13 protein-coding genes and 1 riboswitch are annotated in these 13,611 nt (G+C 47.9%); of the genes, 6 read left to right on the forward strand and 7 right to left on the reverse strand.

Features of this window, described 5'->3' with window-relative positions:
* The first annotated feature begins 55 nt into the window (after positions 1 to 55).
* Entirely contained in the window at positions 56 to 793 is a 738-nt protein-coding gene (locus tag KNQ06_RS14070) for a uracil-DNA glycosylase family protein (RefSeq protein ID WP_149428055.1), read from the forward strand.
* 92 nt (positions 794 to 885) lie between these two features.
* Positions 886 to 1,064: riboswitch (Lysine riboswitch) on the forward strand.
* Between the two features lie 111 nt (positions 1,065 to 1,175).
* The gene (locus KNQ06_RS14075; protein ID WP_149428056.1) at positions 1,176 to 2,759 is read left to right on the forward strand and encodes a Na+/H+ antiporter NhaC family protein; all 1,584 of its coding nucleotides are present in this window, start codon (positions 1,176 to 1,178) and stop codon (positions 2,757 to 2,759) included.
* 64 nt (positions 2,760 to 2,823) lie between these two features.
* Here the strand turns inward: KNQ06_RS14075 and htpG are convergent, their stop codons facing one another.
* The gene (gene htpG, locus KNQ06_RS14080; RefSeq protein ID WP_133208455.1) at positions 2,824 to 4,686 is read right to left on the reverse strand and encodes a molecular chaperone HtpG; all 1,863 of its coding nucleotides are present in this window, start codon (positions 4,684 to 4,686) and stop codon (positions 2,824 to 2,826) included.
* An 82-nt stretch (positions 4,687 to 4,768) separates the two neighbouring features.
* Positions 4,769 to 5,638 carry a hypothetical protein gene (locus KNQ06_RS14085; RefSeq protein WP_215148598.1) on the reverse strand — a complete coding sequence of 290 codons (870 nt, stop codon included), beginning with the start codon at positions 5,636 to 5,638 and terminating at the stop codon, positions 4,769 to 4,771.
* A gap of 135 nt (positions 5,639 to 5,773) precedes the next feature.
* On the opposite strand from KNQ06_RS14085, the gene KNQ06_RS14090 reads away from it, so the two are divergent.
* Positions 5,774 to 6,604, forward strand: coding sequence for an SDR family oxidoreductase (locus KNQ06_RS14090; RefSeq protein WP_023469801.1), 831 nt, complete (start codon positions 5,774 to 5,776; stop codon positions 6,602 to 6,604).
* Between the two features lie 139 nt (positions 6,605 to 6,743).
* Positions 6,744 to 7,916, forward strand: coding sequence for a M20 family metallopeptidase (locus KNQ06_RS14095; RefSeq protein ID WP_214725182.1), 1,173 nt, complete (start codon positions 6,744 to 6,746; stop codon positions 7,914 to 7,916).
* Between the two features lie 66 nt (positions 7,917 to 7,982).
* On the opposite strand, the gene KNQ06_RS14100 is transcribed toward KNQ06_RS14095, so the two are convergent.
* On the reverse strand, positions 7,983 to 8,330 hold the full coding sequence (locus KNQ06_RS14100) for a hypothetical protein (protein WP_215148600.1): 348 nt from the start codon (positions 8,328 to 8,330) through the stop codon (positions 7,983 to 7,985).
* An 85-nt stretch (positions 8,331 to 8,415) separates the two neighbouring features.
* Between KNQ06_RS14100 and KNQ06_RS14105 the strand changes: the two genes are divergently transcribed.
* Positions 8,416 to 8,841, forward strand: coding sequence for a DUF1801 domain-containing protein (locus KNQ06_RS14105; RefSeq protein ID WP_149428061.1), 426 nt, complete (start codon positions 8,416 to 8,418; stop codon positions 8,839 to 8,841).
* Positions 8,842 to 8,890: 49 nt separating this feature from the next.
* Here the strand turns inward: KNQ06_RS14105 and KNQ06_RS14110 are convergent, their stop codons facing one another.
* Together KNQ06_RS14110 and KNQ06_RS14115 are read right to left on the reverse strand one after the other, a co-directional pair.
* Complete coding sequence (locus KNQ06_RS14110) at positions 8,891 to 10,129, reverse strand: MFS transporter (RefSeq protein ID WP_050678549.1); 1,239 nt, start codon at positions 10,127 to 10,129, stop codon at positions 8,891 to 8,893.
* Positions 10,130 to 10,155: 26 nt separating this feature from the next.
* Entirely contained in the window at positions 10,156 to 10,611 is a 456-nt protein-coding gene (locus tag KNQ06_RS14115; protein ID WP_035395501.1) for a CBS domain-containing protein, read from the reverse strand.
* A 182-nt stretch (positions 10,612 to 10,793) separates the two neighbouring features.
* Between KNQ06_RS14115 and KNQ06_RS14120 the strand changes: the two genes are divergently transcribed.
* Positions 10,794 to 11,216 carry a MarR family winged helix-turn-helix transcriptional regulator gene (locus tag KNQ06_RS14120; protein ID WP_035395500.1) on the forward strand — a complete coding sequence of 141 codons (423 nt, stop codon included), beginning with the start codon at positions 10,794 to 10,796 and terminating at the stop codon, positions 11,214 to 11,216.
* A gap of 68 nt (positions 11,217 to 11,284) precedes the next feature.
* Here the strand turns inward: KNQ06_RS14120 and mmuM are convergent, their stop codons facing one another.
* Complete coding sequence (gene mmuM / locus KNQ06_RS14125) at positions 11,285 to 12,220, reverse strand: homocysteine S-methyltransferase (RefSeq protein WP_149428062.1); 936 nt, start codon at positions 12,218 to 12,220, stop codon at positions 11,285 to 11,287.
* The gene (locus KNQ06_RS14130; RefSeq protein WP_215148603.1) at positions 12,195 to 13,598 is read right to left on the reverse strand and encodes an amino acid permease; all 1,404 of its coding nucleotides are present in this window, start codon (positions 13,596 to 13,598) and stop codon (positions 12,195 to 12,197) included. The genes mmuM and KNQ06_RS14130 overlap by 26 nt, the downstream gene beginning before the upstream one ends.
* Between the last annotated feature and the right edge of the window lie 13 nt (positions 13,599 to 13,611).

Below are 13,611 nucleotides of genomic sequence, written 5' to 3' on the forward strand. Positions count from 1 at the left end.
TCACAAATGGTATTATTTGTTATCATAGTGCCATTACAGAGAGAGAGGGTCCTTCATGAATTCATTAACTATATTTGAACAAGCCATTCGTAGCTTACCTGACGATCGTACGTTACGACGTGATGAATTATGGACGGACGATTTTTTATTGCAACAGGAGAACGAGCTGACCGTCTATTACTCTCCGATTGGCGAATATGTCAATACTGAAGCAAAAGTCGTCATCATCGGGATCACACCAGGTTTTGAACAGATGCGAATCGCTTTCGAAGAAGCGACGGATGCCCTCCATCATGGTGTTTCATTAGAAGAGACGGCACGCCTCGTCAAATATACAGCAAGCTTTGCCGGAACGATGCGACGTAACCTCGTCCAGATGCTCGATACACTTGAACTTCCAGCATTGCTCGGAATCGAGACGACGGCTAGCTTATTTCATCAACATCAGAAATTATTGCATCCAACGTCACTGTTAAAGCAACCCGTCTTTTATCGCGAAAAGAATTACTCGGGTCATCAACCGAAGATCAATCGTAGCCCTTTATTAAGGCACTACGCGGAAGAACACTTCGTCGCTGAGATCAATCAGTTACAAAAACCAGCGTTATTAATTCCACTCGGTCGGGTCGTCGAGACGCAAGTCCGTGGATTGATTCATGATGGACGAATCGAACAGCATCAGCTTCTTTCCGGATTCCCCCACCCATCTGGCGCGAACGGTCATCGAAAAAAACAATTCGAGGAAAACCAAGCCTATTTGATGAAACAGCTCATTCAACATTTTGCTGAATAAACAACTTTATCTTAAATTATCAGAATATATGGTTGAATCGCTTCTGAAATACATGATAAAGTGTCCATAAGAACAGAATATGACTATTCTATCGATGAGGTAGAGGCGCGATTTCAATCAGTACTTGGTCCGAGGATGACAACGAAGACGACTACAGGAAAGGTGACATCGCCGAAATGACAGTATGTGTCGAGCATATCGTCGTTGGTCGATTCGGGAAACACCCGATCGATTGCCATACATAACAATTGTATGGAGCGCTCCAATTCGGCTAAGAAAGACGCATCCAGCGAGGGTGTCGGCTTTGTTGCCGGTGCCCTTGCTTTTTTTGTGCCGCGGGGTCTCATCTTTAAGCCATTTATTAAAGAGGAGGATATTTTTCATGGTCAACTATTCAGATTCCATCATTGCCCTTGTACCTGCTTTACTAGCTATCTTATTAGCCATCTTTACCCGAAAGGTCGTTCTTTCGTTAGGTGTCGGTATTCTCGTCGGTGCCCTGTTACTTCACCGTTTTAACCCGATCGATACGGTAACCTATCTCGGCAAGAACATCTTCAGCCTCTTTTGGGCAGACGGTGCCTTGAACGAGTGGAACGTCTTATTGCTTGTCTTCTTGTTATTGCTCGGCGTCCTTTCCACGCTCATTCAGACATCAGGTGGCGCTCGTGCCTTCGGTGAATGGGCTTCTACTCACGTCAAGACAGCGCGTGGTGCACGCTTAGTTGCCTTCGGACTCGGTATCTTGATTTTCATCGATGATTACTTCAACAGTCTCGCTGTCGGCAACGTCAGTCGTCCGTTAACGGATCGCCGTGGTGTCTCACGTGCAAAGCTTGCCTATTTGATTGACTCAACAGCTGCGCCTGTTTGTGTCATCAGTCCGCTTTCGAGTTGGGGCGCATTCATCATCTCCATCATCGCCGGTATCTTAACGACGCACTCGATTACGGATTACTCAGCGTTTAGTGCTTTCATGATGATCGTTCCAATGAACTTCTATGCGATTTTCGCGTTACTTTTAACACTTTACATCGCTTACTCTGGTATCTCTGTCGGACCGATGAAACAGCATGAACGCCGTGCCGCGAATGGTGAACTTTTTGATGCGTCAAAAGGAACACCGATGGGGATGGCAAAAGAGGTCAACGAACATACGAACGGAAAAGTCCGGGATCTCGTCGTTCCGATCGTCGTTCTTGTCATTGCTACAATCAGTGCGTTACTCGGGACAGGTGCTCAGGCACTTGCAGCCGACAATCGCCCGTTTACTTTAATTGGAGCATTTGAGGCAACAGACGTCACACGTTCACTCGTCGCAGGTGTCGTCATCAGTTTAATCGTCGCTTTCCTGATGCTGATCGGACGAAAAATTCCGGGCCGCGATTACCGTGCAAGCATCGTTGCTGGTATGCGTTCGATGTGGCCAGCAGTCGTGATTCTGTTATTCGCTTGGACGATCATTGCTGTCATCGGTGATATGAAAACCGGTGATTATCTCGCGAGCTTCGTTAGCAACTCGATTTCTGCGTCGTACTTGCCGTTCTTGTTATTCTTGATTGCCGGCTTGATGGCATTCTCGACAGGAACAAGTTGGGGTACATTCGGGATCATGTTGCCAATCGGTGCGGATCTCGTCATGGCTGTCGATGCCTCACTCTTGTTACCGACACTTGCTGCTGTTCTTGCTGGATCTGTCTTCGGTGACCATTGTTCACCGATTTCCGATACGACAATCTTAAGTTCGACAGGGGCTGGATCCCATCATATCGATCACGTTACGACACAGTTACCGTATGCGCTAGTCGGTGCCGTCACTGCGGCAGTCGGTTATTTAGTCATCGGTTTCACGGAGTCTTCGGTATTCGGTTTCATCGGAGCTCTTGTCACATTCGTACTCTTTGTCGTCGTCTTGAACGTTCTCTCGAAAAAAGGCGAAACCGCTTCGGATTTACAAACGGATTGATGAAACACTTTATGAAAAAGGCATTGGATGCGCGCATCCAATGCCTTTTTTATATCTATTCGTTTCACACCATCAATAAACACACATCATTCGCGAACGCTACCGGATCCTCAAGTGGAAGCCCTTCGACAAGTAATGCTTGTTGATACATCAGTTTGGTATAGCGCTCGAATTTTGAACGATCGTTTTGATACGCCGTTTCAAGAGACTCGAACACTGCGTGTGACGGATTCAATTCAAGAATCTTGACCGCTTCTACCCCTTCATTATTCGGCATCGCCTTCAGAATTTTCTCCATCTCGATTGAGACAGCGCCGTCCGTCGCAAAGCAGACAGGATGCGATTTTAGACGTGTTGAGGCTTTGACTTCCTTGACTTGCCCACTTAGCACTTCCTGCATGGCTTGGAACATCTCTGCTTGTGCGTCCGTCGTCTCCGCTTCCTCCGCTTCAATCCCTAAATCGCTGCTCGTGACCGACTTGAACGTCTTCTCGTTGTACGTCACGAGCATCTGGATCGCGAACTCATCGATCTCTTCCGTGAAGTACAAGATATCATACCCTTTATCACGGACGAGCTCGGATTGTGGTAATTTATCCAGACGATTCGTACTCTCACCAGCGGCGTAGTAGATATGTGCCTGATCTTCCGGCATCGCTGCGACGTATTCTGCGAGTGTGATCAACTTCTTCTCCTTAGCTGAGTAGAAGAGGACGAGGTCCTGCACCTGTTCTTTGTGCATGCCGTAATCATTATACATACCGAACTTCAGCTGGCGTCCGAACGCTTGATAGAACGTTTCGTACTTCGTGCGATCCTCGCGCAGGAGGGCTTCGAGTTGTGTCTTGATCTTACTTTGGATATTTTTCGCGATCAATTTCAATTGACGATCGTGCTGCAGTAACTCGCGCGAGATATTGAGCGATAAGTCTTCCGAGTCGACCATCCCTTTGACGAAACTGAAGTGATCCGGCAACAAGTCGCTGCATTTTTCCATGATCAAGACACCGTTGGCATAGAGTTCAAGACCCTTTTCAAATTCCTTCGAATAATAATCGTACGGTGCCTGCTCTGGAATGAATAAGATCGATTGATAACGAACAGCGCCGTCGACACTGATATGAATGTGTTTCGCTGGTGTGTCGAAACCATAACGCTTCTCTTGGTAGAAGTTCGTATAGTCTTCGTCTGTCAGTTCCCGTTTGTTCTTCCGCCAGATCGGCACCATGCTGTTGATCGTCTTGACGACTTCGACCTCTTCCGTCTCGTCACTGCCTTCGATCGGCTGACGTTCGAGTTCCTTCATCTCGATCGGATAACGGATGAAATCCGAGTATTTTTTGATGATGCTACGTAGACGATATGTCTCGAGGTATTCGTCATACGATTCTTCTTCCTCGTTCGCCTTGATGTGGAGTGTAATCTCCGTTCCGACGGTTTCCTTGTCGACTTCCTCGATCGTATAACCTTCGACACCACGCGATTCCCATTTATAAGCGACTGCACTGCCGAACGGTTTCGTAACGACGGTGACGACGTCTGCGACCATGAATGCAGAATAGAATCCGACACCGAATTGTCCGATGATATCATGACCATCTTGTGCTTCATTCTCTGCTTTGAAGGCAAGCGATCCACTCTTCGCGATCGTACCGAGATTCTCTTCTAGTTCTTCCTTCGTCATTCCGATTCCCGTATCACGAATGATGAGTTGACGCGCTTCTTTATTTGGTTCGATTGTAATTTTGTAGTGTTCCTTTTCGAACGAAATCGTCTCGTCCGTCAATGCTTTGTAGTACATCTTATCCATGGCGTCACTTGCATTCGAGATCAATTCGCGCAGGAAAATCTCCTTATGCGTATAGATGGAATGAATCATCATCTCCAGCAATCGTTTTGATTCCGCCTTAAATTGTTTCGTTTCCATGCTCATTCTGCCTCCCTTTTTTAGCACTCAATCATATAGAGTGCTAATTCATCTCCTATTATTAGGGAGTTCGAAATATCTGTCAATCTCCTTTTTCACTGTATGTCGTGACTTTTTCAAGGACAATCATTCCGATTTGACGTAAGTGTTCTGCTGACCCATAGGTGCCATGGCTAACGCCGTTTTCATCCTTTCGATTACCGAGACCGATGAACTGCTCACTCGGTTTGAAGTGGAGTCCGACGACGGGGACCTGAAATCGTGACGAGAAGCCGACTTGAAAAATCGCGTCCGGATAATCCGTTGGTCGATAGGTCGTCCAATCGATGTCTGGTTCGAGCTTCGCAAATCGTTCCGTGTGTTCCTTACCGAGCAGGATGATTCCTTTTATCGAAAACAGTTCAAGCAGGCGTAACAAAAATGTCTGACCGAACGGACTATCTTCCAACAATCCACGTTCTTTGATCGCTCCCATGTAATGGTGTGTCGGAAACGGGAAAAAATCCAAATGAATGACTGGATCAAACGTCTTTTCGTAAAACGACGCACCGAGTCCGTTCAAGAATCCTTCGAGCTTCCCCCCACCTGGTCGACCGAACCAGGTCCGGTACACATTTGGTTGTTTGAAGTAACGATTGAAGCGTCGGATCGAATCCGTCAGCGTTTTCTCCTGCAGATAATCCTCCCATGCCATCGACTTCGGACGTATGAAAAGCGGACCATGCTCGTCAAATCGTAATGTACCTGTTCGGTCTAAAAACTGCGATCGAGATGGGTTCGTCGCGATCGTCACCCAACTGCTACGTGTCGCATCACCAAACCAGAGGACCGGTGTCGTTTGGTCGATCAATTCACTTGCGAATGCACTCTTCTCGAGTGTTATTTGGTACTGGACGGCTTCGTGTAATAATTTTTTGGCAAGTTGCCATTGATCGGATGTCAGCGTTCTCATCTCCCTCTATACAGCGATTGTGCTGTTGTAGATGTACCCCCTATCCTCTAACACTAGACGCATCGATGGGTTTAATCTCCATTTCTCCGGGAATGTTTCATAAGGTGAACGATACGACTTAGGAGGGATTTAACAATGGGTAGACTCGATCAAAAAGTAGCTGTCATTACCGGCTCGGCAACAGGGATTGGACAAGCGACTGCACTTGTCTTCGCAGAACAGGGAGCAACGGTCGTCTGTGCCGATGTCTCACTTGAAAAAGCACAACAAACAGTAGAACAGATTACACAACAAGGTGGGAAAGCGGAAGCCGTCCATGTCGATGTCTCAGACGTCGAAAGTGTCGAGCAACTTGCGAAGCACGTCAAAGAGACATACGGTACGATCGACGTCCTCTTCAACAATGCCGGAATCGATGAACAAGGCGGGAAAGTCCACGAGTATCCAATCGATCTCTTCGACCGGATCATCGCGGTCGACTTGCGCGGTACATTCCTCGTCAGTAAATTCTTGATTCCACTCATGCTTGATAACGGTGGTTCAATCATCAATACGTCATCGATGTCTGGTCGCGCAGCTGACTTGAACCGATCCGGTTATAACGCAGCAAAAGGCGGGATTGCGAACTTCACGCGCGCGATGGCAATCGATTATGCGCGTCATGGCATTCGTGTCAATTCGTTATCACCAGGAACAATCGAAACACCACTCATCGATACACTCGTCGGTGAAAAAGAAAAAGAGCAAGGTAAACAGTTCCGCGATGCGAACGCTTGGATCACACCACTCGGACGACTCGGTAAACCACGCGAGATGGCAACGGTCGCTCTCTTCCTCGCTTCTGATGACAGCTCATATGTCACCGGTGAGGATATCACAGCGGACGGTGGCATCATGGCTTATACATGGCCGGGAGAGATGTTAATCGATTCGAAATGGAAAGACGAAGCAGAAAAAAGTGAATAAGTAACGCGCGGTGTAACCCTCTGGTTGCACCGTTTTCTTTTATCTCAAGACGTTCAGCTCCGTAAATTATTTTCCGAATTCGTTTACCTCCCTGAAGTATTTTTATCAGGGTACAGGATAGGTAAGGGGGGAAATACTTATGCAAACAGCAATTACTTACTTACAACGATGTCTTCAAATTCCAAGCGTTAATCCGACGGACGGAGAGGAAGCCGTCGCACGTTATGTGTACGATGTACTGATTGATCATCACATCTCGACAGAATGGATCGAAGTCTCACCGAAACGGATTTGTCTCGTCGCGACCGTTCCTGCGAGTGAAGAGGTTTCACGCCCTTCCGTACTCGGGCTATCTGGTCATCTCGATACGGTTCCTGTGCAAGGAGACGGCTGGACGAAAGATCCATACGGTGGTGAAATCGAAGACGGACGCATTTATGGTCGTGGGGCTTCGGATATGAAGTCAGGTGTCATGGCGATGGTGCAAGCGCTCATTCAATACAAGGAACGTCAAAACCGTCCGAACACCGTCAAACTTCTGATTACATCCGATGAAGAAAATGGCATGACAGGAGCTCGGCATTTGACGGAACAAGGGCATGCGGATGATTTAGATGCTCTACTGATCACAGAACCGACGAGTGGGATGATCGGTTATGCACAAAAAGGGGTCGTTGGGATTGAAGTAACATGCCGTGGGAAAAGTGCACATAGCTCTGCCCCGCAACTTGGACGTAATGCGATTGATGACGTATATCGCGTCATCCAAGAAGTGAAGTCGGAGCGTTTTTCGATCACGACGAATCATCACTCGGCACTTGGTCCGGTCGTTGCATCGATCACCTCGATTTCAGGAGGCGAAGGACCAAACGTCGTTCCGAGTCAGGCTTCGTTTTATATGGACATCCGGACGATTCCGGGATTCGGTCGAGCGGACGTTCTTGCTGCCTTTACGGATATCGAGCGTCGACTTGTTGCAGAAGATCCTGACTTTGATATGAGCGTAACCGTCATCAAGGATATTCCTTCCTGTGAAACTGATGAACAAGCGCCTTTCTTGCAACAGGTCGCAGATACGATGGAGCAGGTCAGCGGCGTGACACCACGAAAAATCGCCATCCCAGGCGGAACAGATGGTGCAATGTTCAGCCAAGCAAAAAAAGCATTCCCGATCGCGATTGCTTCTTTCCATGATTTCCGTCTCGCGCATCAAGTCGATGAGTCGATTCCGTTATCCGAATATGAACAAACGATTGCGTTTTGCTTTAACTTGATCAACACACCATTACATCAATCACTTCCATCGCTTTAAATAAAAAAGGGACGACTTTTGGGTGCAATACCCAGAGTCGTCCCTTCTACTTTTACTGTGTTTAGTTTAGTACACACCAAGCTGTGCCAACGCCTCACTTAAATAACTTTGATCACTGCGAAACTGATGATTCGTTTGTCCGTCAGACCAACTGATGAAGACACGACCAAGCCGGTCATATCGTAAACAGAGACGAATCACGCCCTGCTCGAATACGACTTCACCGTGTAACGACTCATGGACGCGAGCAAAGTTACGGATGAACGCATCATATTGATTAAATGTAACTGAAAACTCGTGTTCACTATCTTCTCTCGTCATTTGAATCGTTAGTTCCTCTTGCTTTGGATATACGTGTAAGATGTCCCACGATACGCTGCTTTCTTCTCCTCGAAACACGATTCGATGCTTCATTCGATTTCCTCCTTTATGTACAAGGATTTTCGCTTTCTTTTCTCGAAAGTAACCGATATCTTCTTCATCTGAAAGGAGTCTGCTTATGTCTGATACGCCAAAGACAGGTCCTACTGAACAGTCCGTTGATGCCTTTCTGGCACAAGTCGAACCACCACTACGTCAAGCAGATGGTATCACGTTACGTCAGTTCTTCGAAGATGTCACGGGATACGAAGCCGTCATTTGGGGGTCTTCCTTGATTGGTTTTGGTGCCTATCATTATCGCTATGCCTCTGGTCACGAGGGCGACAGCTTTTATGTCGGCTTTTCTCCGCGCAAGACGAACCTCGTCCTTTACCTCGCCCTTGGTGAAGACGATGTATCGGAACGACTGCTTGCCACTCTCGGTACGTATCGACGCGGCAAGTCCTGCCTCTACGTAAAACGACTGACTGACATCGATTTAAACGTCCTTCGGGAAATGATTGAGCACTCGATTCGCACGTTAAGAGACATGTACCCGTCTTGATTTCAATCAAAAACAGCCGAAGCGGATTCGCTTCGGCTGTTTTTTGAAATTAATGTCCGCCTTCTGTCCGATCGATATGGCGAATGTGTTTGAGATTGACCCCGATGATGATGACGGATAAGAGGACAAAGCCACTTCCGACATAAAACGGTAAGTTTGCGTTGAAGATTTCAGCCAATTTACCGGCCATGAATGGCGCAATGGCTGCCCCGAGAAAACGTAGGAAACTGTATGCCGCAGATGCTGTCGAACGTTCAACAGGTGCTGCGTCCATGACAGCTGTCGTGATGAGCGTGTTGTTATTCCCAAGCACGGCTCCCGCCAAAATGACACAGACGATGACGACGGCTGGTGTTTCCGTAAAGATCCCCATTAACAGAAGCAAGATCGCGAATGTTATCAACATCATGACCATCGCTTTGATCGTTCCGAACCATTGTTTCAGTTTCGGAGCTGTTAGAACCGATGTGATGGCAAGCAACATCCCCCAGCCGAGGAAGACGAATCCGAGTCCTTGAGCTGGTAATTTCATGACGAATGGTGCATAGGCCATGATCGTAAAGAACCCAACGTTATAAAGTGCTGCAACGATCCCGAGCGTCAAGAGCGAACGATGCTTCATCGCTTGGAACGGTGCTTTTAACGACAACTTCTGTTTCGGTGCAGCAGATGCTGCTGGTTTTGGCATTAAGAAGAGCAAGACAAGGAACGCGATGACCATGATCGTCGCAACACCCATGAATGGGGCACGCCATGTGATTGAACCGAGCGTTCCGCCTAATAGTGGTCCAATCGAAATCCCAAGACCAACGGCTGCTTCATATAAAATGATCGCTTTTGCTGTTCCGCCTGACGACAGAGAAACGATCGCAGCGAGTGCTGTTGCGACGAATAAGGCGTTCCCTAGTCCCCAACCACCGCGTAACGCGACGAGCGTCCAAATGCTGTCTGCTTGTGAAGCAAAACCAGCAACGATTGCGATGACGGCGATCCCGAGCATCAATGTTCCTTTTTGACCAATCCGTGATGAGATCGCGCCTGTAATTAACATCGCGAATGCCATGACGGCGTTATAACTTGTAAATAAGAGCGTTACTTCACTTTTTGACGCTTCTAAATTCTCGGCAATCGTCGGTAAGACGGGATTGACGAGACCCATTCCCATGAATGCTGTAATACTGGCGAAAAAAACTGCCCAGACAGCAACCGGTTGATGGAATAATCCATGTTTGCTTTCTGCTAATACCGTTTCCGGCTCAAGCGTCGTTGTTTTTTCAGCAAGTGCCATAGTGTCCCTTCTTTCTATTGAGTGTGTTACATGAACTGTTTAAACGAATGACGGATGACGTCGCCTCGACTAATGATCCCAACAAGTCGTCCTGCTTTCAGGATTGGAAGCTTTTTGATTCGTTTTGCGCCGAGCGTTGCTGCAATCTCTTCCATTTCTGTGTCAGCGTCCGCAGTTACGACTTTCCGGCGTGCCAGTTCCATAACAGGTCGATTCAAGATATGACGAATCCGATCTTCATAATCTTCTTCGTCTCCTTTGATGACATCTACATATAAGAATGTATCGACGATGATGTCCTTGTGTTTTCCGATCGCGCGCATGATATCTCCATCACTGATATACCCGACGACCTCCTGCTCAGCATTGATGACAGGAACGCCGCTAATACCAGATTGAATGAATCGTTCGATGACCGTCCGAATCAGATCTGTATCGTTTACCGTGATGACCTCTTGTTTCATCGACTCATAAGCTTTCATCTGAATTCTCCTTTGTCGTTCGTTTTTCATCTACGAAAGTTGTATGATACAATTAAAAGAACAAAAATGATTGTATAATACAACTACAACTCTGTCAAGCCTCCTGCTTTTCGCATTGACAGCTTATCCACATTGGGTAATCATGAGGGACAGAGAGACTTTTTTGAAAGGGGAGATACCCGATGTCTCAACAAGCACTCGAAACCATTGAATTGGAGTTAGCAATCCTGATCCGGCGCTTGACGACAGCGACGGCAGACAATCGTAATTTAGATCGTGCTTCCTACCTTTTACTGCGACAACTAGCAGATTCCGGCAACGTCGGTGTCAAAACACTTGCCCGTGAACTTCAGCTTGATGTCTCGACCGTCAGCCGCCAAGCTGCAGCGCTCGATCAGAAGCAACTTGTGGAAAAAGTAAAAGATCCGACAGATGGTCGTGCCTTCTTCTATCATATTACGGATAAAGGACAAGAAGAGCTCACGATTTACCGGACAGCGCGCCTCGCGAGCATCGAACGTCTCCTGACGGATTGGCCATCGGACGATGCCGAAGATTTTGGACGTCTATTGCAACAATTCAACCGTGCCTTGCGCGAGCGGTAACGAAATCACACCATTTAAAGGAACGGACGCGAAATCAATCGATTTCGCGTCCGTTTTTTCGTCATTCTTCATGATGTATGAGAAACCTGACAAACCGAACGAATTTGTGCGATGTGTTCGGGTGACGTTCGGCAACAACCGCCGATCAATCGTGCCCCTGCCTCATACCATGTCTTCGCGACGGTTTGGAACGACGTACACTGATTCGTACCTGACCACGTTTTTGCGACCGGATCATAGACCTCACCAGAGTTTGGATAGACGATGATTGGCACATCCGTCAACGCCTTGACGTGACGGATAAAGTCGGTCGCGTAAGATGCCGGAAAACAATTTGCACCGATTGCTGCGAGCTGTGGATGTTGTCCGACCGTTTCAATACACGTCGCAAGTGCCGTTCCTTCACTAATGTGCGTCGCATCTTGAAGCGAGAACGTCAGCCAAGCGGACACTTCCGGATACGCTTCGAGAATCCTGAACAATACGACAGCTTCCTCGAGCGACGGAATCGTCTCGAATGCCAGCAGATCAGCCCCCGCTTCAATCAACGCTTCGATTCGTGGTCTATGAAAGGCTTCTAGCACATCTGCTGACACCCCATAATGACCGCGATATTCAGAACCATCTGCTAAGTAGGCACCATAAGGACCCACTGATCCCGCGATCAATGCGTCACTCTTTCCGCTACGCGTGCGTGCGTTTTGCGCCAAGGTGACCGTTTGTCGAATCAGCGCCTTTGCTTCCTCTGTCGTGATATGACGTTGCTTGAATCCTTCGATACTTGCTTGATAGCTTGAAGTGATCGCGACATCGGCACCTACTTCAAAGTAGTCACGATGGACGTGTTCGATCTGTTCTGGTGCTTCGATTAAGAGACGTGCTGACCAAAGCGGATCGTTCAGGTCGAATCCCTTCTGTTCAAGTTCGGTTGCAAGGGCACCATCTAAAATAAGAAAGGGAACTTCCTGTAATCGTTGATCAACTGGATTTTTGATTCGGGACATCTTCAACACTCCGTTTCTGAGAAGAATTCGTGAACGCATGAACGATATAACAGATCACGATGAATGGAATACCACAATACAAGGCAATTCGTTGTGTCGGATCAAATCCGATACCAATCAGAGAAATCAAACAAACGACGAAAGCGGCGATCGGTACAAATGGAAAGAGTGGTGTGCGATAGACCAATTCGTCGATCGTATGCCCTTCACGGAGGAATTGTTTCCGGAAACGATACTGGGCAACGCTGATACTCATCCAAACGACGACGACAGCGAGACCGGAAATCGAGACGAGCGCGATATAGACACTTCCTGCTGCATAGATGCTAGACAGCAAGGCAAGTCCTCCGCCAAGCATGCTGAACAATACGGCTCGAAGTGGAACCCCACTTGGCGTCACCTGGGCGAAGAAGCGTGGAATCATGCGTTCGTTCGCAAGCGACCAGAGCATCCGAGAGGCGGCGTAAAGTCCAGAATTCGCTGCCGACAAGATCGCTGTCAAAATGACGAAGTTCATCACGTCTGCCGCATACGGAATTCCGATCCGTTCAAACACGGCGACGAACGGACTTTCGAGTACACCTTTCCCATCCGTTGGTAATAAGACGGCTAACACGATGATCGTACCGACGAAAAAGAGGACGAGTCGCAAAATTGTCGTCCGGATCGCAAGCGGAATCGTCCGTTTCGGATCGACTGCTTCACCCGCTGCGACACCGATTAGTTCCGTTCCCGAGTAAGCAAAGTTCACGGCAAGCATCGTCATGAAGATGACGAAAGCGCCATTTGGGAACAACCCGCCTTCGGTTAACGAAGAAAAGAATGGAGCCGGGCTACCATCTTGCAGTGGAATGAAGCCGACGATTGCTCCCGCACCGAGTAAAATGAAAGCAATGATCGTCACGACCTTAATGGCGGAAAACCAAAACTCGACTTCAGCGAACACGCGAACTTTCAAGACGTTGATACCGAGGATCATCGCAGCGAACAATGCGCTGAACACCCATACAGGAATCGACGGGAACCAACGTTGCATCAAAATGCCTGCTGCCGTGAATTCTGAACCAAGGGCGACCGTCCACGTCAGCCAGTAGAGCCAGGCCACTGTATAACCGGTGCCGGGTCCGATGTACTTCGTTGCGTACTTATGGAATGATCCGGTTTCCGGCATGTGCACGGCGAGTTCACCGAGACTTAACATGACTAAGTAAACGACGACGGCCCCAATCAAATACGATAAAATCGTTCCGACGCGTCCTGCTTGTTCCAACGTATAACCTGTACTTAAAAATAATCCGGTTCCAATGACACCACCTAACGACAGCATGATCAAATGACGTGATTCCATCTTGCGTCGAAATGCTCCGCTCGTTTTCATGAATCCATTTCCT

The organism is Exiguobacterium sp. s91 (assembly GCF_018618915.1).
GTDB lineage: Bacteria > Bacillota > Bacilli > Exiguobacteriales > Exiguobacteriaceae > Exiguobacterium_A > Exiguobacterium_A abrahamii.

Bases quoted from the DNA above. Each gene is read 5' to 3' on its own strand.
- KNQ06_RS14090 (WP_023469801.1), top strand. From the start codon at position 5,774: ATGGGTAGACTCGATCAAAAAGTAGCTGTCATTACCGGCTCGGCAACA.
- KNQ06_RS14130 (WP_215148603.1), bottom strand. From the start codon at position 13,598: ATGAAAACGAGCGGAGCATTTCGACGCAAGATGGAATCACGTCATTTG.
- KNQ06_RS14120 (WP_035395500.1), top strand. From the start codon at position 10,794: ATGTCTCAACAAGCACTCGAAACCATTGAATTGGAGTTAGCAATCCTG.
- KNQ06_RS14085 (WP_215148598.1), bottom strand. From the start codon at position 5,638: ATGAGAACGCTGACATCCGATCAATGGCAACTTGCCAAAAAATTATTA.
- KNQ06_RS14095 (WP_214725182.1), top strand. From the start codon at position 6,744: ATGCAAACAGCAATTACTTACTTACAACGATGTCTTCAAATTCCAAGC.
- KNQ06_RS14075 (WP_149428056.1), top strand. From the start codon at position 1,176: ATGGTCAACTATTCAGATTCCATCATTGCCCTTGTACCTGCTTTACTA.
- htpG (WP_133208455.1), bottom strand. From the start codon at position 4,686: ATGGAAACGAAACAATTTAAGGCGGAATCAAAACGATTGCTGGAGATG.
- KNQ06_RS14070 (WP_149428055.1), top strand. From the start codon at position 56: ATGAATTCATTAACTATATTTGAACAAGCCATTCGTAGCTTACCTGAC.
- KNQ06_RS14100 (WP_215148600.1), bottom strand. From the start codon at position 8,330: ATGAAGCATCGAATCGTGTTTCGAGGAGAAGAAAGCAGCGTATCGTGG.
- mmuM (WP_149428062.1), bottom strand. From the start codon at position 12,220: ATGTCCCGAATCAAAAATCCAGTTGATCAACGATTACAGGAAGTTCCC.
- KNQ06_RS14115 (WP_035395501.1), bottom strand. From the start codon at position 10,611: ATGAAAGCTTATGAGTCGATGAAACAAGAGGTCATCACGGTAAACGAT.
- KNQ06_RS14110 (WP_050678549.1), bottom strand. From the start codon at position 10,129: ATGGCACTTGCTGAAAAAACAACGACGCTTGAGCCGGAAACGGTATTA.
- KNQ06_RS14105 (WP_149428061.1), top strand. From the start codon at position 8,416: ATGTCTGATACGCCAAAGACAGGTCCTACTGAACAGTCCGTTGATGCC.